This is a genomic window from Bacillus sp. EB106-04-02-XG92 (genome assembly GCF_058791995.1).
On sequence record NZ_JBYTEA010000005.1, the window covers coordinates 26,775 to 51,333 of the forward strand.

The 24,559-nt window shown below is 33.3% G+C and carries 23 protein-coding genes and 1 other annotated feature; of the genes, 5 read left to right on the forward strand and 18 right to left on the reverse strand.

All coding sequences use genetic code 11. The features are described from left to right. Window positions 1-215 precede the first annotated feature (215 nt). Window positions 216-447, reverse strand: a binding site (T-box leader). Between the two features lie 235 nt (window positions 448-682). Beyond that, window positions 683-1,321: a pyridoxamine 5'-phosphate oxidase family protein gene (locus tag AC3WVA_RS14005; protein ID WP_098345644.1), complete on the reverse strand. Its 639-nt coding sequence runs from the start codon at window positions 1,319-1,321 to the stop codon at window positions 683-685. 81 nt (window positions 1,322-1,402) lie between these two features. On the opposite strand from AC3WVA_RS14005, the gene AC3WVA_RS14010 reads away from it, so the two are divergent. Continuing rightward, window positions 1,403-2,011 (forward strand): NUDIX hydrolase, encoded by a 609-nt coding sequence (locus AC3WVA_RS14010; protein WP_098880763.1) that lies wholly within the window; start codon window positions 1,403-1,405, stop codon window positions 2,009-2,011. Between the two features lie 47 nt (window positions 2,012-2,058). On the opposite strand, the gene AC3WVA_RS14015 is transcribed toward AC3WVA_RS14010, so the two are convergent. From AC3WVA_RS14015 to AC3WVA_RS14030, 4 genes are all read right to left on the reverse strand, one after another. Further along, window positions 2,059-2,397 carry an SdpI family protein gene (locus AC3WVA_RS14015; protein WP_128974902.1) on the reverse strand — a complete coding sequence of 113 codons (339 nt, stop codon included), beginning with the start codon at window positions 2,395-2,397 and terminating at the stop codon, window positions 2,059-2,061. Window positions 2,398-2,469: 72 nt separating this feature from the next. Then, a complete protein-coding gene (locus AC3WVA_RS14020) occupies window positions 2,470-3,297 on the reverse strand; it encodes a peptidoglycan-N-acetylglucosamine deacetylase (protein ID WP_098345641.1) in 828 nt (275 codons plus the stop codon). A gap of 117 nt (window positions 3,298-3,414) precedes the next feature. Beyond that, window positions 3,415-4,287, reverse strand: a complete 873-nt coding sequence (locus AC3WVA_RS14025) for an aminoglycoside 6-adenylyltransferase (RefSeq protein WP_492322005.1) — start codon at window positions 4,285-4,287, stop codon at window positions 3,415-3,417. Window positions 4,288-4,609: 322 nt separating this feature from the next. After that, on the reverse strand, window positions 4,610-5,329 hold the full coding sequence (locus AC3WVA_RS14030) for a 3-ketoacyl-ACP reductase (RefSeq protein WP_000818985.1): 720 nt from the start codon (window positions 5,327-5,329) through the stop codon (window positions 4,610-4,612). Window positions 5,330-5,523: 194 nt separating this feature from the next. On the opposite strand from AC3WVA_RS14030, the gene AC3WVA_RS14035 reads away from it, so the two are divergent. Further along, window positions 5,524-6,111: a DUF3139 domain-containing protein gene (locus tag AC3WVA_RS14035; RefSeq protein ID WP_141539454.1), complete on the forward strand. Its 588-nt coding sequence runs from the start codon at window positions 5,524-5,526 to the stop codon at window positions 6,109-6,111. A 36-nt stretch (window positions 6,112-6,147) separates the two neighbouring features. Here AC3WVA_RS14035 and hitS read toward each other — a convergent pair whose 3' ends face one another. From hitS to AC3WVA_RS14050, 3 genes are all read right to left on the reverse strand, one after another. Next, window positions 6,148-7,209 carry an envelope stress sensor histidine kinase HitS gene (hitS, locus tag AC3WVA_RS14040; protein ID WP_142341989.1) on the reverse strand — a complete coding sequence of 354 codons (1,062 nt, stop codon included), beginning with the start codon at window positions 7,207-7,209 and terminating at the stop codon, window positions 6,148-6,150. Beyond that, window positions 7,206-7,883 carry an envelope stress response regulator transcription factor HitR gene (gene hitR / locus AC3WVA_RS14045; protein WP_048527360.1) on the reverse strand — a complete coding sequence of 226 codons (678 nt, stop codon included), beginning with the start codon at window positions 7,881-7,883 and terminating at the stop codon, window positions 7,206-7,208. The genes hitS and hitR overlap by 4 nt, the downstream gene beginning before the upstream one ends. 88 nt (window positions 7,884-7,971) lie before the next feature. Beyond that, complete coding sequence (locus AC3WVA_RS14050) at window positions 7,972-9,732, reverse strand: ABC transporter ATP-binding protein (RefSeq protein WP_048527359.1); 1,761 nt, start codon at window positions 9,730-9,732, stop codon at window positions 7,972-7,974. A 240-nt stretch (window positions 9,733-9,972) separates the two neighbouring features. Between AC3WVA_RS14050 and AC3WVA_RS14055 the strand changes: the two genes are divergently transcribed. Next, complete coding sequence (locus tag AC3WVA_RS14055; RefSeq protein WP_001194308.1) at window positions 9,973-10,737, forward strand: alpha/beta fold hydrolase; 765 nt, start codon at window positions 9,973-9,975, stop codon at window positions 10,735-10,737. Window positions 10,738-10,836: 99 nt separating this feature from the next. Here the strand turns inward: AC3WVA_RS14055 and entFM are convergent, their stop codons facing one another. Continuing rightward, window positions 10,837-12,108, reverse strand: coding sequence for an enterotoxin EntFM (entFM, locus tag AC3WVA_RS14060; protein ID WP_048527358.1), 1,272 nt, complete (start codon window positions 12,106-12,108; stop codon window positions 10,837-10,839). 710 nt (window positions 12,109-12,818) lie between these two features. Here entFM and AC3WVA_RS14065 point away from each other — a divergent pair. Further along, entirely contained in the window at window positions 12,819-12,989 is a 171-nt protein-coding gene (locus AC3WVA_RS14065) for a DNA mismatch repair protein MutT (protein ID WP_098520180.1), read from the forward strand. A 44-nt stretch (window positions 12,990-13,033) separates the two neighbouring features. Here AC3WVA_RS14065 and AC3WVA_RS14070 read toward each other — a convergent pair whose 3' ends face one another. Then, complete coding sequence (locus AC3WVA_RS14070; RefSeq protein WP_180235627.1) at window positions 13,034-13,636, reverse strand: nitroreductase family protein; 603 nt, start codon at window positions 13,634-13,636, stop codon at window positions 13,034-13,036. Window positions 13,637-13,879: 243 nt separating this feature from the next. After that, window positions 13,880-14,833, reverse strand: coding sequence for a D-alanyl-D-alanine carboxypeptidase family protein (locus tag AC3WVA_RS14075; RefSeq protein WP_048527355.1), 954 nt, complete (start codon window positions 14,831-14,833; stop codon window positions 13,880-13,882). A gap of 188 nt (window positions 14,834-15,021) precedes the next feature. Between AC3WVA_RS14075 and AC3WVA_RS14080 the strand changes: the two genes are divergently transcribed. Then, the gene (locus AC3WVA_RS14080; protein ID WP_098345635.1) at window positions 15,022-16,023 is read left to right on the forward strand and encodes a S66 family peptidase; all 1,002 of its coding nucleotides are present in this window, start codon (window positions 15,022-15,024) and stop codon (window positions 16,021-16,023) included. Window positions 16,024-16,264: 241 nt separating this feature from the next. On the opposite strand, the gene AC3WVA_RS14085 is transcribed toward AC3WVA_RS14080, so the two are convergent. The 7 genes from AC3WVA_RS14085 to cydC form a co-directional block, all read right to left on the reverse strand. After that, on the reverse strand, window positions 16,265-16,711 hold the full coding sequence (locus tag AC3WVA_RS14085; RefSeq protein ID WP_098345634.1) for a DUF6376 family protein: 447 nt from the start codon (window positions 16,709-16,711) through the stop codon (window positions 16,265-16,267). 88 nt (window positions 16,712-16,799) lie between these two features. Next, complete coding sequence (locus AC3WVA_RS14090; protein ID WP_048527352.1) at window positions 16,800-17,021, reverse strand: hypothetical protein; 222 nt, start codon at window positions 17,019-17,021, stop codon at window positions 16,800-16,802. A gap of 127 nt (window positions 17,022-17,148) precedes the next feature. Continuing rightward, complete coding sequence (locus AC3WVA_RS14095) at window positions 17,149-17,715, reverse strand: acyltransferase (RefSeq protein ID WP_098345633.1); 567 nt, start codon at window positions 17,713-17,715, stop codon at window positions 17,149-17,151. Then, window positions 17,708-18,838 (reverse strand): aminotransferase class I/II-fold pyridoxal phosphate-dependent enzyme, encoded by a 1,131-nt coding sequence (locus AC3WVA_RS14100; protein ID WP_098345632.1) that lies wholly within the window; start codon window positions 18,836-18,838, stop codon window positions 17,708-17,710. Before AC3WVA_RS14100 ends, AC3WVA_RS14095 begins: the two co-directional genes overlap by 8 nt. A 19-nt stretch (window positions 18,839-18,857) precedes the next feature. Then, window positions 18,858-21,419, reverse strand: a complete 2,562-nt coding sequence (locus AC3WVA_RS14105; protein ID WP_492322006.1) for a glycosyltransferase — start codon at window positions 21,417-21,419, stop codon at window positions 18,858-18,860. A gap of 120 nt (window positions 21,420-21,539) precedes the next feature. Beyond that, window positions 21,540-22,673, reverse strand: coding sequence for a hypothetical protein (locus tag AC3WVA_RS14110; protein ID WP_098345630.1), 1,134 nt, complete (start codon window positions 22,671-22,673; stop codon window positions 21,540-21,542). 160 nt (window positions 22,674-22,833) lie between these two features. Further along, entirely contained in the window at window positions 22,834-24,558 is a 1,725-nt protein-coding gene (cydC, locus tag AC3WVA_RS14115; RefSeq protein ID WP_098345629.1) for a thiol reductant ABC exporter subunit CydC, read from the reverse strand. Between the last annotated feature and the right edge of the window lies 1 nt (window position 24,559).

The window sequence follows — 24,559 nt, forward strand, 5'->3', positions numbered from 1 at the left end:
CAAAGGTGGTAAAATCATTTCTCGTGTTAGGAAGCTCACACCCTTGACTTCCCTCTCTGTAAACCGTAAAAATGATTCCATGTCCTTATCGTTACTTTTCGTTCATGTTTATTTGTTAACTCATTATACTCGCATAAAAAACAAAATCAATACTACTTTTTAATTATTTTTAATTTTCAATCTTGTAATTCATAAAAAAACACACTCATCCCTAGGAAAGGGACGAATGTGTTTTCGTGGTTCCACCCTTGTTCCAACCTAGACGTACTTCTTTCTAGATTGCTCAAGTTCAGATAACGGCTGATTCCGTCAATAATTACTAGATTACTCGTTCACTATTGAAGTTCAAAGGTGGTAAAATCATTTCTCGTGTTAGGAAGCTCACACCCTTGACTTCCCTCTCTGTAAACCGTAAAAATGATTTCGTGTCCTTATCGTTACTTTTTCGTTCATGTCTATTTGTTAACTTATTATAATTATCAACTTTTTAAAAAGCAAGCCTATTTTTACTAACTATTTTCAAAATCAATTTTTATTATATTTCACAATAACATTATGTAACGGCCGCTCGATTTACCTATTTTGTTATTTCTCCACTTTGTAAATCAACACTTCATATATAAATATTCTATTCTAAACCACGTATATACCCACCTTATAAAACTATATTAATAAAATTTCATTAATACAATCTTTTCGTATAACTTTCTTCTAAAGAACGTGCAACATCTTCTTCAGAAGTATTTACTTTCGCATGTTCCAGTAACATTTTTGCTGCTGAAGGTAACTCTTTTTTATGTAACCAAGATTCTGGATTCCACATATTAGAACGAATAAAAGCTTTTGCACAATGAATATAACACTCTTCTATTTCAACAACAATTCCAAGTAACGGATTGCGCCCATTCGCCTGCATTTCTTGCAAAATGGCTTCGTCGTTAGTAATATACGCTCGGCCGTTTATTCGGAGCGTCTCCCCAAGACCTGGAATAAAAAAGAGTAACCCTACACGTGGATTTGAAATAATATTCAAAATGGAGTCTATACGACGGTTGCCTGGTCTTTCCGGAATGATAATTTTATTATTATTTAATACGTATACAAATCCAGGTGCATCTCCTCTCGGCGAAGCATCACACTCTCCTACTTTATTTGCAGTAGATAATACTAGAAAAGGAGATTTGGACAAAAAATCTATGCAATGGTGGTCTAGTGATGAAATAACTTTCTTTAATGCTCTCTCACTTGGTTCCCCTAATATTTTCCGTAATTCTTCCTCTGTTGAAATAATCGATTTTATTTCCGCGCTCTCTATCCCCACTTATACCCTCTCCTTTTTCTTTATTTTCCCAAAATTCAATACAAATATTGTATAATAAAATTTGCAGAAAGGGGAATTTAAATGACAGAGTGGTTAACAATATTTGATGCTGATAGAAAGATACTTGGGAAGAAATTACGTGATGAAGTGCATCGTGACGGTGATTGGCACGAAACATTCCATTGTTGGTTTGTAGAAAAAGATGATGAAGATATGTTTTTATATTTCCAATTACGCTCTCAAAACAAAAAAGAAGCTCCGGGTATATGGGATATTACTTCAGCCGGACATATTATGCATGATGAAGATGTACAAAGTGGCGGTCTTCGTGAAATTGAAGAGGAATTAGGGCTTTCTTTCCAAACGACTGATTTAGCCTACAAGGGCATCTTTAAAATAGATTATGACATTTCAAATCTTACGGATCGCGAGTTCTGTCATATGTATTTCCACAATGTCATCAATCCACTTCCATTCGCACCAGGTGAAGAAGTAGACGATGTAATGAAAATACATGCAACTTCTTTTCTACAACTATTAAAAAGAGAGGTTTCATCTTTTACAGCTACTTCTGTTTTGAGCAATAAACCGATAACGATAACTTTTGATGATATTTATCCATATAATCTTGCATACTATGAATTTGTTGTTGAACAAGGAAAAGACTTACTAAAAAATAATGATTTGTAATTAGACTAGGACCCCCTATCTATATCGGCTGGGAGTCCTATTTTTCATTATTGCTCAAGTGCCTTCAATCTTTTCTCTACTCGTATGAATAAGCGTATGATTAGTACTAGCATAAAGATCATTATCGCTAACGTTGTATGGGGGTATCTAAACAGTATACTAATAACACTTCCAATTAACATTATGATGAATCCGTTTTGCCTCATCACTTCCGCGCTATACTTATTACCTGCATCCCATAATTCCTTATTTTTCATAGATCGTTTCGTACGATAACCATATGCCGCATTAATATCGGTCGGTGGATTTTTTTGAAGAATAATTGCCGCAAGTATAAATATAATCCCTATTAAAATACTCATTCCTATGTTTATTAGTGCATACATCAATTATATCCCCTCCTAACCTACAGCTTTATTATACGACACAATCCTGTTTTCCCCAATTTAACACCACATTCACTTCCGCTCTTTCGATGTTTGGAACATACTTGGCAACGTTACAAAGCGTGCCCCTTTCGTTTTTAACTGCGGAATAATTTTGTCTAGTGCCTCTACAGATCCTTGCAAATGCCCACCTGGAGTTGAATGCTGAAGTATAACACTGCCAGGAAATGAATTCCCTAACACATTATTTGTAATCGTATCAGCGCTTACGCCTTTCCAATCAACCGTATCAACACTCCACTGTACAATCATAAAATTTTGCTCTGTCGCCCACTTCAATTGATTTTCAAGTATTTCACCGTACGGCGGACGAATAAATTTTGGTGCATAACCAGCTAAACGATTTAATATTTCTTCGGTTTTTATAATTTGATTACGGTACTCAGCATTATTTACTTTCGCTAAATTTGGATGGCTATACGTATGATTGCCAATTACATGCCCTTCATTCGCAATACGTTTTACTACATTCGGAAACTTTTCTGCATTTTCACCAAGCAAGAAGAAAGTCGCCTTCACATTATGTTGTTTTAACTTATCTAAAATTTTCGGCGTAAATTCTAAATCTGGTCCATCATCAAATGTAAGAGCGACTTCCGCTTTATTGTACGGTCCGGAAAATGCGTATGCATATTTTTCGACCCACGAAAATGGTGTCCACGATCCACGCTCATATGCTTTCATTTGTACTGTATAGTTTTGAGGGATATATGTGTATGGCAATGAGCTCATATAGTCTCCATAATAAAATGAGTGATATGGCATATAGGCGTACGAAACATCTCGTTCTAGTCCCCATTCATATGGGGCAAGCATTTCTGATGAATAAAAATAATACATGATAAAAACCTCCCTAAAATTTCATATGTGATTCATCTGCACTTTGTTAGAGAAATTCCTATTCATGAACAAAAATAAGACTGTCCGTCATTTGGACAGTCTTACTGCTTACTATTATTAATAAATTGATGTACTATCTTTTGGCAAAGCTTTCACATGTTTTAAATAGCTTGTCACTCTGTCATCATCACCTTGCGGGTACTGATATCCATAAGCGTTAGCAATTTCATTCGCTACTTCCCTAAATAAATTACCCATGATAAAGAATGATTCCCATATGTTTTCATATTCTGCATTAGAAAATGTCCTTTTAAATTGCTCCCACATATCTTCTTCAAAATATTGCTCAAAATGCTTTCCAAATTTACCTGTATTAACTGTAAAATCTGTTTTCATACCAATATGCCATTCTAGCATTACGATGAACATATCTCGCACCGGACCATCAAGTATTCCTTTCGCATAAGAAAGCTCTTCTCTCCATAGTCCTTTTGCCACTTTCGTACTACACCACCAAAATTCATTACAGCAATCTAAAAACTCTTTTTCTGTAGGCTTTTTTATTAAGTAATCCCTATCGCTTGCTGGTGGAAATTCGTCAATACAATTATCTTTATTCAGAAGCAGTTCACTTAAACTATCTTGTCCAATGAACTTATTTATCAAATCAAAGGGAACGAGCGTTAAATCAATTCGGTTCCCATCCATAAACTGCATTAAATACGGAAATTTCCCGTCTTCATCTGCTGGAACTAATGACATTTCTTCCGGCATTTGTACAATCATTATTTCTCCAAATCTATGAATCCAATTATGATTAGACGTAAAAGAGCTTATATCTTTTACAACATAAATAATATCATAGTCTTGAAAACAGTCTCTTTTCACATTTGGATTCACACGTGATCCATTCATGATGACAGCTCGAATTCTTTCATCCTCTTTTGCTGTATTCATAATTGAGTCTAACATTTCTTTTTCAGTTTTCATCTATTCCTAACCTCCAATTTTTAATATAAACTTATATTTTCAAGTACGCTGGAGGTCCACGAGCTAACTGTGTTGCACACGATATATGTTATAATTTTTGAAATTTCTTTTTCATCCCTTTTACCTCCTCACATCACTCACATATTGATCAACAGCCGTCCATTTCTCAATCGTACTCATGTAAATACCATCCTTTTCAATACTTTTCTACTATCTATATTTGATTATACCGAAAATTCTGTCTCATAAACAGAAAAATAAAGAAGGGACATCTACTCCATTACAGAATAAATATCCCTTCTTTTGTTTATACATTTATCCCTTACGGATTAGTAGACCAAAGTCCCGCTGATTTAATAAATGTACGTTTATTTAATTTCAGCTGCGCTACGATAAACTCTGCAATATCTTCTGCTTGCATTACTTTATCAGGATTTCCATCAGTTAATCCTAAATCTACAGCCATGTCAGTTGCTACTGTACTTGGAGTTAAAGCTGTTACACGAATGTTATGTTTGCGAACTTCCATCGCTAACGATTCTGTTAAGCCAAGAACCCCAAATTTAGAAGCACTATATGCACTTGTTACAGGCGCACCCTTTTGTCCTGCTGTTGATGAAATGTTAATAATATCACCAGATTGTTGTTCAATCATGCTTGGTAAAGCTGCGCGAGTTGCATAGTATACACCCATTAAGTTTACTTGAATGATTTTTTCCCAATCAGCAACGTCTAATTCTAAAAACTTACCGAACTTAGAAATACCAGCGTTATTAATTAAAATATCGATAGATCCTAAACCATTTTTTAACGTCTCAATCGCAGTAGTCACTTCTTCGTATGAAGAAACATCAGCAGTCGCAATAACAGCTTTTACGCCTTCTGCTTCTACTTCTTTTGCTACAGCTTTTAAGTTTTCTTCTGAACGAGCTAAAAGACCGACATTTACGCCCTCTTTCGCTAATGCGATCGCTACAGCACGACCAATCCCTCTACCTGCTCCTGTAATTAAAGCATTTTTGCCTTGTAATAATTCTGCCAAGTATAACACTCCTTAATCATCTCAGTTATGTATTATATTAAAATTGTATCTATGTTTATGTAAAAAGGCAATGATGCACTTTCATGTGCGTAGGTTACTTGTAGGTAACTATAGGGATTTTTTATTTATAATTATCATTTTTTCCATAATTCGCGTAAAATAGAAATAAAACCCACATAGAAGGGTGTATGTATATGAAAAGAAAAAAGTGGTTCTTGTCACTAACTGCAGTCGGACTATGCATCATATTTTTGGCTATGTACTTTATATTTGGTAATCCACTACATTATAAAGTAGTAGAAAAAGATACTAACGAATATCTCCATACTATAAAAGGATATAAGCAAAAAGAAATACAAAGCATAACCGGAAAATATACTCCTCTTTATAATATCGGCTATTATGCAAAAGTCGTATATAAAGACGAACCTTATTTTACATACTCTTATACATACGATAATAATAAAAAAATAATACAAGACAACGGCATTCTAGGAAGACATACTGAATCATATGAAAATCTTAATTTAAACTGGTCATTGTTTGACGAGTTAGTAGACGGTATTCATACAAACTTGCAAGAAAGAGGTTTAAGTAAAAAGAAAGATTATTCTATACGCCATGTTCAATTCGTTGATATCAATGATGATAAAAACGGTGCAGAGGCATATGTTGACTTTAAGAAAGATATAGCATCAGACTACTCATACCGTATGAATAACGAAGGAAAAGCTTATCAATATAGTTGCAGTAACGGGAAATGTGTTTTTAAAGAGAAATAGTGTTAGAAGGGTTTCCTCCTAACACTATTTCTCTTCCTAATTCGGAATACAAACAATAAATTCCGTCCCATTCCCTTCCTCACTCTCGACTTTTATTTCTCCTTGATGCAGATCGACTACTTTTTTTACTATCGCTAATCCTAAACCGCTTCCTCCGTATGCTCGATTCCGTGAAGAATCAGCTTTAAAAAACCGCTCAAAAATATGTTGTTTCTGTTCTTCAGATATTCCAATTCCCGAATCACGAATACGCACTTCCACTAATGTCTCATATTCTTTTAACTTGATTGAAATCGTACCGCTACTTGGAGTAAATTTAATACTATTATGAATTAAATTAATCCAAACTTGACTCATACTTTCTTGGTCAGCAGTTATATGCACTTTTTCTAAATCAAGGTCTAATTCAATTTCTTTCTCAGCCCAAAGCGGTTCACTATTTAATACAACTTGTTTTAACTGTTGATCTAATTGATAAGTTACTCTTTCTGGTGTATACTCTTCCGACTCTAAAAGAGTTAATTTCAGTAAATTTTGACTTAATTTAGATAATCTTGTCGTTTCTGTTTCAATAATAGTAAGATAATGCTTTCTTTTTTCCTCGGAAAGATTATCATCTTGTAGTGCTCTAGCAAATCCTTTTATAGAAGTTAATGGTGACTGTATTTCATGAGAAACATTCGATACAAATTCCTGGCGCATTTTCTCCATTGCGTTTAGTTCATCTGTCATATCATTTATACTTTTTACGAGTACACCAATTTCCCCATCATACTTTTCTTCATTTCGTATTTTTACGGAGAAGTCCCCTTTTGCAATTTTTTGTATCGGTTCAATAATTGTCCAAATCATTGCCTGTCGCTTCGGTCTCATTAATACTGCAATTAATATCCAAAGAAGAATCATAAATACAAAACTGAGTATGTCACTAATGAGATACGTAACAAAAGGTGATAGATTTATTTCGAGCACATCTATTATACTGGATGATACATAAAATGCTGTAGACCAAATTATCGTGAGAAAAGAAAAGAGCGCTATGATCGCTCCCGTTACTTTCAACATCTTCAACTTACTCATGTGTTTTCTTTTTCTCATTTACTTACCTCTAAGCGATATCCTAAACCTCTTATTGTTTTAATACTAAATTTCGACTTCTCTTCTTGAAACTTCTCACGTAGCCGATTAATATGAACGTCTAGTGTACGTTCATTCCCTTCAAAATCATATCCCCATACATCTTCAATTAATTGCTCTCTCGAACAAGTTCTTCCTGCTTTAGAACCTAAAGTAAAGAGCAATTCGAATTCTTTCAGCGGTAACATAACCGTTTGTTCTCCAATTGTCACTTCAAATGTTTTCCGATTTAACAGTACATTTCCAACTTGAATCGATTGCGACACTGTAATTTGGTAACGTTTCAATAAAGCCTTAACTCTCACTACTAATTCTATCGGATCAAATGGTTTTACAAGATAATCATCCGTGCCAAGGTGAAATCCTTTTACTTTTTGAGACGTCTCTCCTTTAGCCGTTAGCATTAAAATTGGGATATCATAGTACTTCCTTAATTCAAAACATAAATTAAATCCATCCATATTTGGCATCATAATATCGAGAATAACCATATCGACTTTCACTTCGTCTATTTTCTGAAGTGCATCTAGTCCATCAATTGCCTCATATGTTTGAAAGCCTTCCCGCTCTAAAAAAACAGAAACAAGTTCTCTAATATGCGGATCATCGTCTACAATTAATATCTTAGGTATCAAAAGAACCATTTCCTTTCTATTCAGCATCTATTTTATTAATGTTAAAAACAAATAACCAGTGAAGCAAATTCTCCACTGATTATTCATTTTATAATGCCGCCTCTTTAATTTTCAATTGTTGCGTTGCAAATTCACGATACATGTCATGTGTGCGTAACAATTCATCATGTGTACCGCTTCCTGTAAGATTCCCTTTTTCTATAAAGATAATTTTATCTGCATCTACAACAGTAGAAAGTCTATGTGCAATAACTAACGTTGTTCTGCCTTTCATTAAGTTATTTAATGCCTTTTGAACGACAGACTCAGATTTACTATCTAGACTGGAAGTTGCTTCATCTAACATAAGAATTTGTGGATTTCGAAGTAACGCTCGGGCAATCGCAATTCGCTGTCTTTGTCCCCCAGAAAGCTTCACACCACGTTCTCCAACTTCTGTTGCATATCCATTTGGCAAATCATGAATAAATGCATCAACATATGCCATCGCTGCTACTTTTTCAATCTCTTCATCTGTCACTTCGCCCTCAACACCGTAACAAATGTTATCACGAATTGTTCCATCGATTAATGGACTATCTTGTGAAACGTAACCAATTTGACGTCGCCATGATTGTAGTGAATAACTCGTAATTGATTCTTTTCCTAATTTAATGGCACCACTAGTCGGCTCATAAAAACGCTCTAATAATGAGAATAACGTCGTTTTCCCGCTACCACTTGGTCCTACGATCGCTGTTACTTTGCCTGATTCAATTGTGAAATCAATATTCTTTAACACTTGCTCTTCTTCGTTATATTCGAAATGTACATTTTCAAGAACGATTGGCTGCTTAGCATTTGTAACTTTCACACCAGTTTCATGATCTTCTACTTCATATTCTAAAATTGTATTAATTCTTTCCGTTGCACCAATTGCCTTTTGGAATTGTGTAAAGAACATAGATAGTTGACTCATTGGCATTATAATTTGAACTAAATATAAAATAAACGCTACAAGTTCTCCTGTAGTTAATGCGCCACTAGAAACTCGCATTCCACCATACCCTACGATAATAACAAGCAATGCCATTAAAACAAACGACATAACTGGTGAAATTAACGCTTGCACTTTTCCTTCTTTCAAACCAAATTGCAATAACTTTTCAATACCTTTGTTTCCAGTTTCATATTCTCTTTTTTCTGTGTTCGAAGATTTCACTAAACGAATTTCTGATAACACTTGTGTTAATACACTAGTAAAAGAAGCCGTTTCATCTTGAAGTGCTTTTGAAATCTTATACATTTTTCGTCCAAGTGGAACTAAAATAAGTACTGATAATGGAATAACAGTTAAAAGTAAAAGTGTCATTTTCCAATCTAAAACAAATAATACAATTAAAGATCCGACAATTGAAATACCACCTGTTAATAAGTTTGACAAATGCTCAGAAATTAATGTTTTCACAACTCCTGTATCATTTGTCATACGGCTAATTGTATCGCCTGTTCTATTTTGATCATAATAAGTTACTGGTAAAATAAGCACCTTTTTCCACAAGCGTTCTCTCAGTCCAGCTACAATCTTCTGTCCTATATAATTTAATAAATATATAGATAATCCCGCTGCTATAGTTTGCATAATAAAGAATGCAACTAGCCCAACAATTTGCCCTGTACTAATTGACGAAAGTGAGAAATTATCTACTAGCCCCTTCGTTAACATCGGTATAAATAAACTTGCTCCTGTAGAAAGCAAACTCATTAATAACGCAAAAGCAAGAATCCCTTTTGGAGGATTTGTATCTTGAATAAGGCGTAAAAACTGCCTCCAGCTCCCTTTTTTCTTCATTTCATTTTTAACTTCCATTCCTGTTCATCTCCTCGTGTTAAACCAAACTGTTCTTTCTAAAAATAGAATACAATACAAATGTAAACTGAATGTAAACACGCTTTTTCTATTTTTACAAAATATACATAAAAACGCATCTTTACAACAGATATAAACATCTGATATTATTACCTGGTACTTAATATTATTCTATGTGAATTATAAATAACTAATTTACAATACTATATTAATCTCCCGTTATTGAAAGGAGTATCCTTTTTGCAAACAAATATACATTCTGAAAAGGAAACAATTATTTTTATTCATGGATTAGTTGGCAATCGTCGCGCCTTCAAAAAGGAGCAAAAACGATTTTCTGCCTCCTACAACATTATAACTTATGACTTATTAGGTCACGGTGATGATAAAGGAGAAGCAATCGACTTTTCATTACAGCGCCTCGTAGATCAATTATTAAACTTATATGAACAAGAAAATATTAAAAAAGCTCATATTTGTGCGCTAAGTTACGGCTGTTACATCTCTACAATTTTTGCACAAATGCATCCAGAAAAAGTATTAAGTATTTGTCATATTGGAGGACACTACAATAACCCTTCTCGTTTATATAACGTATTTCAAAATTTTTGGGAGAAGCGAGGAGATGAATACTCTAAATGGCTCTCTCAATACGCAAATACTATTTTTCCAAGTGGTATACTAAAAGCAAATCCGTTCGCAGTCATTTCAAGAAATATTTACTATCGTTTCGGATTACAATTACATTCATCCATAATTGCCCAATCATTACGACATCGGTTAGAATTCGATTTAAAATCTAAATTAAAATCACTTCCTCACCCTATACTATGGGTAATGGGTGAGCATGATCATCTCTATAAATCTTGTTTATTTGATTTGAAATCTATTTTGCCTAACGTTCTATATAAGGAAATACCGTTAGCGGGACATGCAGCGAACTTATTTCGTCCTAACTATTTCCATGACTTATATGATCGATTTTTAAATGGAAAGTTAAAATAAAAACTACTAAACTTCCAATTCATTCAACTATAAAAAGGCTTCCCAAGTTTCCCTGGAAAGCCTTTTCTCTATACGAAAAGTATAATAAACTACTTTTTCTTAGTATGCTTTTGTGTAACCTAATAGGTGCTTGCTCCAGTAAGAGTTGCTTACAGAACTAATACGTACACCAGTTGCATCAGTTTCTGCACTAATGAACTGACCGTTTCCTAAGTAAACGCCCATGTGAGAAGGACCTGATTTATAAGTATTTTGGAAGTATACTAAATCACCTGGTTGTGGATTGCTAGTTTTTGTTTTAGAGCTCCAGTATCCAGCAACTGTTTGACGAGCGCCTTTATGACCAGTTTGATTTAATACGTAGTGAATGAATCCACTGCAGTCAAAACCAGCAGGTGTTGTACCAGCAGTTCTGTATGGTGAACCATTTAAAGATCTAGCGAATCCAGCGATTGAAGATGTGTTTCCACCTGTTGTTGGTTTTTGAACATCTTTAACTGGTTGTTGAACGTTATTTGTAACATTGTTTACTCCGCCTTTTACAAACTTAACGAAGTCTGCACTTACGTAACCTGTACGGCCGTTATGGTTAATTTTGTACCAACCATTTTCAGCGCCAGTAACGTTTAATACTTTACCTTGTGTTACGCCACCGATTACAGCGTTGTATGTAGCTGGGCCTGTACGTACTTTTAAAGCTCCAGTGTTAACAACATAAGAACCACCAGTTTGAACTGTAGTAGTATTATTGTTGTTTGTAGTTGGTTTTTGTGTTTGGTTAGATACAGCAGAACCACCTTTTGTTACGAAGTCTTTGCTTACGTATCCAGTTCCACCATTGAAGTTGATTTTAAACCAATCTTGTACTTCACCAACAACTTGTACTGTTTTACCTTTATTTACAGAGCCTAATACTGTATGAGATGTACTTGGGCCTGTACGTACGTTTAGTGAAGAAACGTTTACTGTGTAAGTACCAGTTCCTTGTTGAACAGTAGTTCCTGTTTTACCACCAGTCGTTACGAAGTCACCACTTACATAACCAGTCTGACCGTTTACAGTTACTTTGAACCAACCATTTTCTTGTCCAATTACTTGTAGTACTTGACCTGATTTCACTTTAGAAATAACGCTATGTCCTGTACCAGCACCTGAACGAACATTTAATACATCAGCAGTTACTGTGTATTTTAAATCAGATTTTGTTTCTACAGTTTTTGTTTCAGTTACAGTCGTTTGATTTTGAGTTTGATTTTGTCCATTAATTTCTTTTAGCGCTTCGTTTGAAACTTGTGCTTGAGCAGAATCCATACCTGGAACTGCAACACCCACTACAGAAGCTGCTGCTAAACCTGCAATTACTTTTTTCATAAGTTGTCTTTACTTCCTTTCCCTACTATCCTCTTAAAAAAACGTATAAACTTAATACATTACAATATTATCAAAGTAAAATATTCATTAAGTTCCATTTTTTAACAAGAGTTTTATTTTTCACACAGAGTTCATTTTAAACGAATGAAGTGAATTCCGTGTGAACTTCATGTGAACTTTACCATTAAACTTACTGTTTTTGCAATGATTTTTTCAAATCCCTTATGTATTTCATTGAAAATTCGACATTTCATTCATTATTTTAATATATATTTTCCTATCCACTCGGAAAAACTCAATTAATCTAATACAAAGCAAAGAATGTATTTACTAGTAAATCCCCTCCCATGAAGTATACTCTTATCATGACAAAAAATGCTTTTTTTATCAATAGTATAATATTTTCAGAAAACTATTTTTGATACTATCTTTCACTCTCAAAAGATTTGACGATTTGTAAGATTTAACCTCAAAAATTCTGTTCTAATTTGACGAAAATAAACACTCCACTACCCATTTTTCATCATCTATGGAATTTGCAGAATATTTATATTATAATATTTATATTATCATATATAGTAGTATTTTAATTCATTCATTTTTTTTACCCTGTACTAAAACCTACGGAACTTTTAAAGGTCCGATACATTGAATTTTTAGATGGAACTCTTATTGGCCGCAAATAGCAGAATCAAAAAGGAGGTATATTTATGAAAAATATAATAGATGATCCTATAAATAAAAATATAGAACTGTACTATGCTTTTTTTCAATTCGTTTCCATTATCACCTTACAAAAAATATCAACTATTGAAACACGTAAAAAAGAATTAAAAAATCAGATGAAAAATTCCTATCAAAAAAATCCTTATTACTTATAAAAGGTGAACAGGTTGTATCCCTGTTCACCTTTTATATTTTCACATTATTTGTAAATTTTCACGCGGTTTTCTAAAGGTTGATATTCTTTTTCACCTGCAGGTACCATTGGTTTGCCAAACGGCATTTGCGCAGTAAGTTTCCAGTTTTCTGGAACTTCCCATTCTTTTCTCACTTCTTCATCAATTAATGGATTGTAATGCTGCAATGTAGCACCAAACCCTTCAATTTCTAAAGCTGTCCAAATTGCAAATTGTAACATTCCTGACGATTGTTGAGACCAAATTGGAAAATTATCTTTATATAACGCAAAGTTTTCTTGTAGTTGTTCCACTACTTGATTATCTTCGAAGTATAAAACCGTTCCATAACCACTTTTAAATGTATTCATTTTTTCTTCAGTAGATGCAAAATTATTTTCAGGTACAATTTTTCGTAACGTCTCTTTCGTAATATCCCATAACTTATCATGTTGTTCTCCTAGTAAGACGACAACGCGGGCGCTCTGAGAGTTAAAAGCTGAAGGTGTATGTTTTACAGCATGATAAATCACTTCTTGAATTTTCTCATCAGAAACTACTTGCTCTTTACTAATCGCATAAATAGATCTTCTGTCTTCAATTGCTGAGTAAAAATCTTTTGCCATCATAATTCCCTCCAATTTTCATTTGAGGCTTTTTCATATGTACACATCATATGCCCCTCAAAACTTATCATTAATAAGTTTCTAACTTTATAATATAAACAAACAATAATAAACTCAAATAATAACACTCATATTTTTTACCTCTTTACTTTCTTAGTGCTAAAAATTAAAAGGCAATTTATTGTTACCGATAGTAAGTAACAATAAATTGCCTTTCTTATATGATGATACAACTCAATATTTTACTTAATTAACTAAGCCAAACGCATAAGACATTAGCTTATTCGTCTCTGTAAAACGCTTCGTTTTACCTTTCGTTCCCATAACAACTGTAATAATACGAGTATCACCTTGTTTTGCTGTACCCGTGAAACAATACCCCGCGCTATCTGTAAATCCTGTTTTTAATCCGTCTATTCCTTCTATATATAAAGCTTTATTATTTTTATTTAACATATCATTTGTACTTATAACATTAATATTGTTAAATGCTAACTGACTTTGACGCAAGTGAGTCACTTCTAATATTTCTGGATAATTTTTTATAAGATTATACGCCAATTTTGCTACATCAGCAGCTGTCATCTTCGTCTCACTTCCATCAGGTTCTTGTAGTCCTGATGCATTTGCGAATTTAGCATACTCCGACATTTTTAACTGCTTTGCTTTTTCATTCATAAGCTGAACGAAATCTTTCTCTGTTTTTGCCATATGTTCTGCTAAAGCCACAGCCGAATTATTTGCTGATTCAATCATTAATGCATGGTACAAATCTTTAACAGTTAATATGTCATTAACTTGGACCGGGATTCTCGCACCCTCTGTTTGTGCCGCTTTCGCACTCATTTTCACCGGATCTTCCCAGCGAACTTTCCCATTGTGTACATTTTCTAATAGAAGATAAGCTGTCATCATCTTAGACATACTTGCTGGTGCAAAAGCTTCATTCTCATTATGTTGATAAATAACATCTCCATTACTCGCATCAATAATCATAGCTGCTTTTGCATCAATTTCCGGTGGTATGTACTTTGGTGGAACTACTTTTTCAGCTAATTCTGTTTTAGGTAGTTCTGCCACCTGTAAAGGTTGTCCCTCTATTTTTGTTGCACTCTTTTGAGTTCCTTGGAATAAGAACCAACATATCCCTAAAATAATGACTACTAGGATCGTCAGCCTTCCCCATTTTAACCGCTTCATTTCAAAACTCCTTTAGCAAACCTTTTATACACTCACGTTTAACCATAACAATAATTACTTTATACCGTCAAGGCAAAAAGCATATTTATTCATATAATACAGTTATGTTACAATGAAAATATCTAAATATAAGAATATTAAATGATGAATTATCGTAAATTAACTATATAATAGAAAGGATTCTTACAATGCTACTTCCAAAAACATTAAAATACGGGGACACAATCGGCATTTATTCACCCTCTTCACCAGCAACTTATACTTCTCCAAAAAGATTTGAACGAGCGAAATCTTACTTACAACAGAAAGGATTTCATATATTAGAAGGTTCACTAACAGGTCGATATGATGATTACCGTTCTGGCAGTATACAAGAGCGTGCTGAGGAACTGAATGCTTTAATAAGAAATCCTAATATAGCTTGTATTATGTCAACAATTGGCGGTATGAATTCTAATTCAATATTACCTTATATTGATTATGGCGCTTTTCAAAATAACCCTAAAATAATGATTGGTTATTCAGATGCAACAGCTTTATTATTAGGGATTTATGCAAAAACAGGAATCCCTACATTTTACGGTCCAGCACTCATTCCCTCCTTTGGAGAATTTGAGCCTTTTGTAGATTATACATACAACTATTTTGCAGAAACATTATTAAATGATCAATCACTTCCTTATAGCATAAAACAACCTTTATTTTGGTCAGATGAATTTATTAATTGGGAAGAGAAGACGAAAGAAAAAGAACGTAGACCAAACAATTGGATTTCTGTAACAAATGGACAAGCTACTGGACGTATTATTGGTGGGAACTTAAATACAATAGAAGGAATATGGGGTAGCCCTTATATGCCAAGCATTCAAGAAGGCGATATTTTATTTATTGAAGATAGCTCAAAAGATGCAGCTACTATCGAAAGAAGCTTTTCATTGCTTAAAATTAACGGTGTATTTGATAAAGTTTCAGGTATACTTCTTGGAAAACATGAGCAATTTGATGATTGTGGTACAAATCGCAAACCTTACGAAATATTATTAGAAGTACTGCAAAATCAAAGAATTCCTTTACTTGCTGACTTTGATTGTTGTCATACCCATCCGATGATTACTATGCCTATAGGTGTTCAAGTAAACATGGATGCAACTAATAAAACAATACATATTTTAGAAAAATGGAAGATATAGACGACGCTTATATTATAGGAAGAAAATATTATAAAGTGAAACTTTAATCAGTGGGGGTTTTCTTCATCCCCCACTGATTATTAGTTGAACCAATCGGACTTTTATCGGCAGTTGATCCCCCACCTAAATTCTTTGCTTTCACTGAATTTTGAGGTGGGGGTCTTACTGCCCATTAAAGCGGGATAAACTTTTCCATTAGGAAACATAAAAAAAGGCTCCGTTCTCACGGAACCTTTTTTTATTATTGCCCTAAATTTTGAACCTTGTCTTTCAATTCACGAACTTGATCTATCGTCTGCATAAGCTCAGAGTTTTTAAACTCTTCTACATTCATTTTTCCTTCTTCTATCTTCGTCATCGCCGTATCAATTAATGTATTTAACTTTTCATTATATCCGACGATTTGCTGATGAAGATCCTTTGCTACATCAGGTGGCGTTAATTCATTGAATGCAGGTATGTCTTGTTTAATTTCACTAAGCTTCGTTTCTAATTCTTTTCGAGCCTCGCTATCATTAACAGCCTTTTCTGCTAATGCTGGTGCTTCATTTGCAAATGCACTTATTTCATTTACATAGTCTGTCGCTTTTTGCGCATAATCTATGGAGTTCTTTCCTTCCTCTACTAGTGAACATCCCATTAAACCAATTGAAACTATACATACTAATAAAATTGATTTGATTTTCATTTTAGACTCCCTTCGCCTCATACTTGTTTGTAATCTTCTTTATCATAACTTCTAGCTAAATCACCCACAACCTTTTTCAAATAGCTATTTAACCTCTTACATGCCCTATTATCGTTACAACATCTATTTCTATATGTACGCTAATAATATCTTCAATTATATCCATATATCCTTGTCCTATAGCTGCCCCATATTGTAATATAAGCCCTTTTTTTTCATATACTGACTTCGGTACTGAAAAAATAAATCGCCTCAAGTTTCTTTCATCAGCAGGCTCCATAATTAAAACAATTCCATCCTCTTCAAACATATACACTCGCCCTCCAACTTTACATTCACTATGGCTCAGTATTGCCTTTGTCAGCAAAATTTAAAACATAATAAGTTAAGATACACCCTGCTCTTTCATAAAAATAAAAAACATTAATTCTTTTCTGTTAAGAATTAATGTTTTTAAAAAAATCAATTTCTAACTCTAGCATCTTTTTTTGTCGAGATTTTACTTTTCTTGCGGGAATTCCAGCATAAGTATACCAATCATCTAAACTTTTTTTTACCATACTCATCGCGCCGACTGCCGCGCCTTCGCCAACAGTTACATTTGGAAAAACAATAGAATTAGCACCAATAATCGCATGTTTTTTTAAAATAACTTTTCCTGTTTTCACATTCCTATATTGATTCGGGACAGTTGGCCCCATTAATGCATTTCCACTAAAATCATCCAGTACTGCATATACGATTGTTTTAGCTGAGATGTTTGCAAAGTCATGCATTTCAATCCCAACTTCTCCTCCATATAACGCTACATAAGCTGATATATGCGAATAACTTCCAATTGTGATTTTGCCACTTAAAATACAAAAATCGTCAATTCTTACATTATTACCAACTGACATAGTGCCCGGATTATATATACTCGCTTTTTTACTGATCAATACATTTTTCCCAACAGATAAAAATCCAATTTTCTTTAGTTCTTCTTGACTATAAAAACTATTCATCTGCCGATACCACCTTCTCCCCTAAACAGATTACAATTTGTTCTACTATTTCTTTCGTCATTCCTTCCCATAAGGGTAAACTTACTATTCTTTTAGCTATTTTATTTGTTTTTATTAAATCTGTAGACTTATAGTTTCTAAAAAGAACTTGTTGGTGGCAAGATGGTGAAAAGTATAATCTAGCTTCTATTTTCTGTTTTTTTAGTTCTTCTATTACTTGTATGTTACAAACTTCTTCTGGACAAAGAATAGGCATAAATTGTTGAATAACCGCTTCTGTCTTTTGGACTTGCCATCCTTTTTTCATTAATCCATTACTTTGTAACAATTGTTTATACCATTCAGAAATACGGTTGCGTTCTTGTAATTTTTGATCCCATTTTTTCATAGTCGCAATCCCAATAGCTGCTGCATATTCAGACATTTTACAATTAAACCCCATCATCGTACATTCACGATTTTTATCAAATCCGAAATTACTCATTCTTTTAATACGTTGTATATCATCTTCCTTTTTACTATATATGAGCCCTCCTTCACCAATTCCGAACGGCTTTGTTGCATGAAGGCTATATACGATTATACCACTAAAATCCTGACCATAATGCATACCTCCATTCATTAATCCAAACCCAGGTGCCGCATCTACGACAACCGGAACACCCTTTTTCTCCAATTCTTCATATTCTTCTAAGTCCATCCATGATCCAAAAGTTGCGTACGGGACGACAATCGCAACCTCTTCTTTTAATTCTTCAATCTTATCCAAAAGTATTGTTTTATCCATATACCAATCATCTATTGAAATATCAATAAAATAAGGTTCCAATCCACACCAAATAGCCGCTAATGGAGTCGCAGGAAATGTAAAACTAGGCATGAGGGCATATTTTCCTTTTCTTCTTTTCTTAAGTTGAATAGCCGCCATTAACCCTAACGTTGCGTTTGCTACTGTTGTAACAGCTCCTCTGTTCTGAAAAAATTCCGACATAATTGTTTCTTCAAAACGTTGATTTATAGGTCCATAATTCGTATATATGTGTGATGTATCAATTTCCTTCAATTCATCCAAATACTCAATTACTGGTACAGTTGAAGCACGCAAAAAAGGAATATTCTCCATATCTATCTATTCCTTCCTATCATTTTCGGACAATATAGAGCATATCTGTTTCGGATAATCCAAATTTCCTAGCATTTTTCATTCCTTGTCTTTCAGCTATGTTATATAATTCCACCTTAAATCCTGCATGCATTAATCGTTGAATGAATCCCGATTGATTATAAATTCTCACATGATCCTCTTGACCAAAAGCTAATTTCCTCAATTGTGGTGTTACAATTAATTCATTCTCTATAATAGAATCTACATTCATTACGATTGGTACTTGAATAATTCCCCATCCATTTGGCTTTAAAACTCTATATAACTCTCGCATTGCTTTGTCATCATCAAGAACGTGTTCTAATACATGGCTACATAAAATTACATCAAAAGTATTACTATCATATGTAATACTTGTAACATCAATTTCCTTCATTAATGGGTCCTTTGGTTCTAAATCACCACATACATAAGTAATATTTCTATACTCGTTAAACCAATCTCTTACCTTTGCTTCAGGTGCAATATGAAGCATTGTATATTTTTTACTTAACAAGTCCGTTTCCGCTTCAATGTACGCACGATACAACCTTTCACGATCCATTGAACTACAAACTGGACATATCCCTGTATCTTTATTCCACATTTCAAATTTATATTTTGGAAAATCGTAATGTGCTGGCCAAGGTGAAAATTTTTCAAATTGTTGATTGCAATATTGACAATAACAAGATTCTTTTTCAAACATATGAGCAATTAGCTTGTTTAACCCTTTTTTTATCTTTTCATTATAAATTTGATCTAATTCGCCATTTCTTACTGCATCCTTAACTATAAATCCCGCATTTTCTAAACAATAAGATAAGCTCTCTTTATAATCTCTTTCAGAACTTAAAAATCCACTATTATACGCATCTATAATTAATTCAATCCATTCTTCAATTGTCATTAAAATAAAATGCATTTGTTTTTGATTTTGTCCACTATGTTGTCTAAAATAACTAAGAGGTTCTTGTATATAAACTACTTTTCCTTTCCTCATCATATCTAGCCAAGTTGCAATGTCATTAATAGCAGAATAAGCCTTTCCTTTAAAATATCCAAACTTCCCTTCAAACAAATCTCGATTAAATAGAACAGTTGTCGGCTCACCAACTATATTTTTTAAATTTTTTAATATGTAATTCCCTAATTCTTTCCCTTCAAAAAGTGTAGTTTCTTTCGCAATTTTCATATTCAATGTTGAAGGTGGTAATATCTCTCCATTCTCATCAATTAGTTCACGATATGACGTCACAAATGAAATATTTTCTAACGTCAAAAAGTATTTCATCATTCTCTCGATCTTTTCATGATGAAATAAATCATCATCTAATAAAAAGTTTATATAGTCCCCGTTCGCAAGTTCTACACACTTATTAAAGTTTTCAGCAACTAACGGTGTTTCATTTTTAACATATGTAATACACTCATATTCACGTAAATACGGTTGAATCATAGCATTAACTTCATTATTTGTACTGTCATCAGAAATAACAATTTCAATATTTTCATATGTTTGATTTAGAGCGCTGTTGAGTGCCAATTCCAAGTAATAAGGTCTATTGTACGCAGGAATAAGTATGCTTACTTTCGGTAAAGGAGAATTATTATTTATATGTTGTTTTTTCTTTTCTATGTTTATTTTCTTTTCTTTAATTTTTTGATAATAGTCTAATGTATATAATATCGATGATGGAACTATCCTTCTTGCGTAATCTAGAAAATTAGTTATCGCTTTGTCTAACTCTTTTTCGGTGGATAAGAAACCATATTTTTCTCCTGCTAGAATACTATGTGAAAAATCTTCTAATCCATCCATCATTTTATTAGATTCATTTAACTGTTGATCTTGATGTAATCGAAAGTAACTAAGTGTCTCTGCTATATATACTGCTTTTCCTTTACTTAATAAAGATAACCATGAAGCTATATCTACGTTACATTGATACCTCCTCTTATCAAAAATTCCATACGGTTCTTGTAAATCATTTTTACGAAATAAAACTGTTGTCGGTTCTCCAATATAATTTTTTTGATCGACAATTACCCTATTCCCTAATTCTGTTCCCTCTATAATCTTATCCTCTTCAAATAAACGAACAGTTGAATAAATATGACGTAGTTCTTCTCCTTTATCATCAATTACTTGACGATGAGATGTTACAAGCTTAATTTCATTATCTAGATCATTGAAAAAATACTTCATCATTCTTTCAATTTTATTCACATGAAATAAATCATCATCCATTAAAAAATTTATATACTCACCGTTCGCTTCATGAAATAACATTAGAGCATTTTCAAACTGTCCGAGAGTTGACCTGTTTTTTATATAAATAATATTTGAATGATCACATAAGTATTTTTGTAACACCTTTTCTGTTTCGTCATTCGTGCTATCATCTCCAACTATAATTTCTATATTAGGGTACGTTTGTTCTAATACACTACATAATGCCTCTTCAAAGTAGTGAGGACGATTATATGTAGGAATTAAAACACTTACCAATGGAAGTTGATCTACCACCTCTTCAGTTCTTTCCATTCGAGTTCTCATTTTCTCTCTCACCTCTTCGCATATTATTTATATACACGACACAAAAATCACATTACTTTAACTGTATGGAGCCTATATACTTTTATGCAAACATGAAACAAAATATCATACCTTTCGTTCCTAAATAAACATATTTAATAACGCAGACATTTTATTAGCACCTTTTTTATTCATATGATCGCTATCATAAAAATCATCATCGCAAAATAATGGTGAATCAAATAGGTCAATAATCCGAAAAGAATAGTGAGTTTGAAAATCATTTATAACTTTATAAAAATCTTCTTTTAATTTCTTACTACTACAATTGAAATAATGTGAAGTAACAGGGAATACAACAATTAGTGGTTTTATATCATGTTTTAACAGTAGTTCTAAATATTTTTTGAAAATCGTTTTATATTCAACTAAAGTATGAGGATATGATAATTTAGCATGCGACGCTGCTCTTATTTTTCCGTGTTCTTCAAAAGAAATGTGAAGAGGCGAGGTATTCCATTCAGCATTTATCCAGGGCAATATCAATGATTCATCTTTTAGTTCGTCTAATAAAATATATTCAAAATGCAAATTAAAAATAGAAAAAAGTGGTTTCGGAGTATCTAGAAGTGAGAATCCATCAGTGGGTAGAGGAGAATGAACTACAGTATGATGACCGTCTTGAAACAATGGATAATATACTTTGTGAATTCTATATGCTTCGGATGATAACGACATGTCAAAGTAAAAAGAGAAATAGGCTACTCCTATCAAACAATATTGAAATGAATGATCGTTTGATAGCAGTTGTAACGCTATTAAATAATCATAGTATAGATCTTGCGATGGAAGTGTTAATTTAATTGATTTTTTTGAGAGGAGCTCCGTACTTATGCCACAATGCGGATAAGACAAACCGGTAGCAAACAATTCATACGTCGGATCACCCTTTGCTTTTTTCATAGAAATGTATAAAGACATAAGATCCGGATTTATTTGATAGATAGAAATTAATTTATGTTTCCATTCATACATGTATTTTGTTAAATTTATAATTTTTGTACTTTGCACGCCCCTATTTATCAATTCATTTGCAAGTTTTTCTGCGTCCACTCTCCAAATGATTATATATTGAAAAGCATTTTCTATACGAACAATATCTGAAACGTCTACAACATGAACTATTGTTTTACATTTATTTTTGTCTAATGCATTTCGAATCCTACCCACTGATAATTCATCACTTAAAACAATAATTTTATACTGCTCATTCATGTACATCCCCTCCATTATATGTATAATATGAAGTTCACTTTTCATTCGTAACGATCATATATATTTAATTCAATACAAAAAATAATATAATGTTTGTTTCAAAACAAAAAAATAGCTGCACCATTAGGCGTAGCTATTTTACAATTATTACTTATTCAAACTATATTCCTTTATCTAACTCATAAAGCTTTCGATACTTCTCATTTTCTTTCAGAAGTTGTTCATGACTCCCTTGCATCACAATTTTACCACGATCTAGGAATATAACTTCATCTACATGTTCAATTCCTACAAGATGGTGCGTAATCCAAATTACTGTCTTTTCTTCCGTTGCAGAAAACACTGTTTCTATTAAAGATAATTCTGTCTTTGGATCTAAGCCGATTGTAGGTTCATCCAGTACAATAATTGGTGCTTCTTGCATGAGCGTTCTAGCAAAAGCAACCCGTTGTCTTTCACCACCAGAAAACCTTTTTCCCATTTCATGCATTTTTGTTTGCAATCCCTCTGGAAGGGTAGCAATATGTGAAGCTAATTGTGCTTTCTCTAAAGCTGTCCATATCTCTTCATCCGTAGCCTCTGGTTTACCGATTCGTACATTATTTCCAATTGTCGTATCGAATAAATGCGGCTTTTGATTCAATACAGAAATATATTTTGATAAAAGATTCGTATGAGCATGTTCACTATTTAATAAAACTTCACCATGTAACGGGCTTAGCGCACCTGTTAACAATTTCAACAAAGTAGATTTCCCTGTTCCACTTCTTCCTAAAATGGCGATTTTCTTTCCTGCCTTTATTTGTAGTGATACTTCTTTCAATACGAATTCATTACTATCTGGGTAACTATACGATACATGATTTAATTCAATGTCTATATGTTTTGATGCAGCATAATCTTTATCTCCATGTAATTCCTTTTCATCGTGTAAAACATCATTACCTTCTATTTGATTTAGACGATGAGCAGATTCTACATATGATGGAATGCGATCGATAGCATCTGAAAGAGGAATAAGCGCGTTTGTGACAGATAACGTCATTAAGACGAAAGCCGCAATAACAGTAGGTGCAATTTGTTCACTTGCCGCCTCATTTCCAGTCCATATGATCATTGAAATAACTACAATACCCACTACTAATTGAATGATACTGTCCCGGATGTGATTCCAGCGTTTCATTCTTTTTTCCGTTTGTAACAACTGCGCATTTTGTTCTACATACTTATGAATGAATTCATCTTTTCTACCACTTGCTTGCCAATCAGATAATCCAAAAACTGCGTCTGTTAGCTGTTGATACAAACGGTTTCTTCCTTGTTTTAAAGTAACATGATGTCGCTTCATTAAAAGGAATGATACAAATGGAAGAAGAAAGACGATAATCGCTAATATACACCCTGCAATAAGTGCAAACACTACGTCAAATGCACCGATAACAAGTACGAATATGCTATATACAACTAATGCTAATATGCTAGGAAATATTGTACGTAAATATAGGTTTTGCAAATGCTCTATATCTTCGGATAACACCCCTAACATATCGCCCGTTTGAAAGCGCGAACGGAAAAATAACGCCTGCGGTTCTACTATTCTATATAGTTTCGTTCTCATTTTTTCTAAAATGCGTAATACGACATCGTGTCCAACTAAACGCTCTAAATAATGAAATACCGCTTGCCCTATACTAAACGCACGTGTTGCAACGATAGGAACATATACAGCCATTACATTTTCTGGCCGAAGAGCAGATTTAGAGATTAAATAACCTGAAATAAAAAGTAACATCGCACCTGAACTAACTCCAAGAAGACCAAGGAAAATAGTTACAGTCATTCTACCTTTATTTTGCTGTATATAAGGTTTAATCCAGTTACTCATC

Bases quoted from the DNA above. Each gene is read 5' to 3' on its own strand.
- AC3WVA_RS14010 (WP_098880763.1), top strand. From the start codon at position 1,403: ATGACAGAGTGGTTAACAATATTTGATGCTGATAGAAAGATACTTGGG.
- AC3WVA_RS14015 (WP_128974902.1), bottom strand. From the start codon at position 2,397: ATGTATGCACTAATAAACATAGGAATGAGTATTTTAATAGGGATTATA.
- AC3WVA_RS14020 (WP_098345641.1), bottom strand. From the start codon at position 3,297: ATGTATTATTTTTATTCATCAGAAATGCTTGCCCCATATGAATGGGGA.
- AC3WVA_RS14025 (WP_492322005.1), bottom strand. From the start codon at position 4,287: ATGAAAACTGAAAAAGAAATGTTAGACTCAATTATGAATACAGCAAAA.
- AC3WVA_RS14035 (WP_141539454.1), top strand. From the start codon at position 5,524: ATGAAAAGAAAAAAGTGGTTCTTGTCACTAACTGCAGTCGGACTATGC.
- hitS (WP_142341989.1), bottom strand. From the start codon at position 7,209: ATGAGAAAAAGAAAACACATGAGTAAGTTGAAGATGTTGAAAGTAACG.
- AC3WVA_RS14050 (WP_048527359.1), bottom strand. From the start codon at position 9,732: ATGGAAGTTAAAAATGAAATGAAGAAAAAAGGGAGCTGGAGGCAGTTT.
- entFM (WP_048527358.1), bottom strand. From the start codon at position 12,108: ATGAAAAAAGTAATTGCAGGTTTAGCAGCAGCTTCTGTAGTGGGTGTT.
- AC3WVA_RS14065 (WP_098520180.1), top strand. From the start codon at position 12,819: ATGAAAAATATAATAGATGATCCTATAAATAAAAATATAGAACTGTAC.
- AC3WVA_RS14070 (WP_180235627.1), bottom strand. From the start codon at position 13,636: ATGATGGCAAAAGATTTTTACTCAGCAATTGAAGACAGAAGATCTATT.
- AC3WVA_RS14075 (WP_048527355.1), bottom strand. From the start codon at position 14,833: ATGAAGCGGTTAAAATGGGGAAGGCTGACGATCCTAGTAGTCATTATT.
- AC3WVA_RS14080 (WP_098345635.1), top strand. From the start codon at position 15,022: ATGCTACTTCCAAAAACATTAAAATACGGGGACACAATCGGCATTTAT.
- AC3WVA_RS14085 (WP_098345634.1), bottom strand. From the start codon at position 16,711: ATGAAAATCAAATCAATTTTATTAGTATGTATAGTTTCAATTGGTTTA.
- AC3WVA_RS14090 (WP_048527352.1), bottom strand. From the start codon at position 17,021: ATGTTTGAAGAGGATGGAATTGTTTTAATTATGGAGCCTGCTGATGAA.
- AC3WVA_RS14095 (WP_098345633.1), bottom strand. From the start codon at position 17,715: ATGAATAGTTTTTATAGTCAAGAAGAACTAAAGAAAATTGGATTTTTA.
- AC3WVA_RS14100 (WP_098345632.1), bottom strand. From the start codon at position 18,838: ATGGAGAATATTCCTTTTTTGCGTGCTTCAACTGTACCAGTAATTGAG.
- AC3WVA_RS14105 (WP_492322006.1), bottom strand. From the start codon at position 21,419: ATGAGAACTCGAATGGAAAGAACTGAAGAGGTGGTAGATCAACTTCCA.
- AC3WVA_RS14110 (WP_098345630.1), bottom strand. From the start codon at position 22,673: ATGAATGAGCAGTATAAAATTATTGTTTTAAGTGATGAATTATCAGTG.
- cydC (WP_098345629.1), bottom strand. From the start codon at position 24,558: ATGAGTAACTGGATTAAACCTTATATACAGCAAAATAAAGGTAGAATG.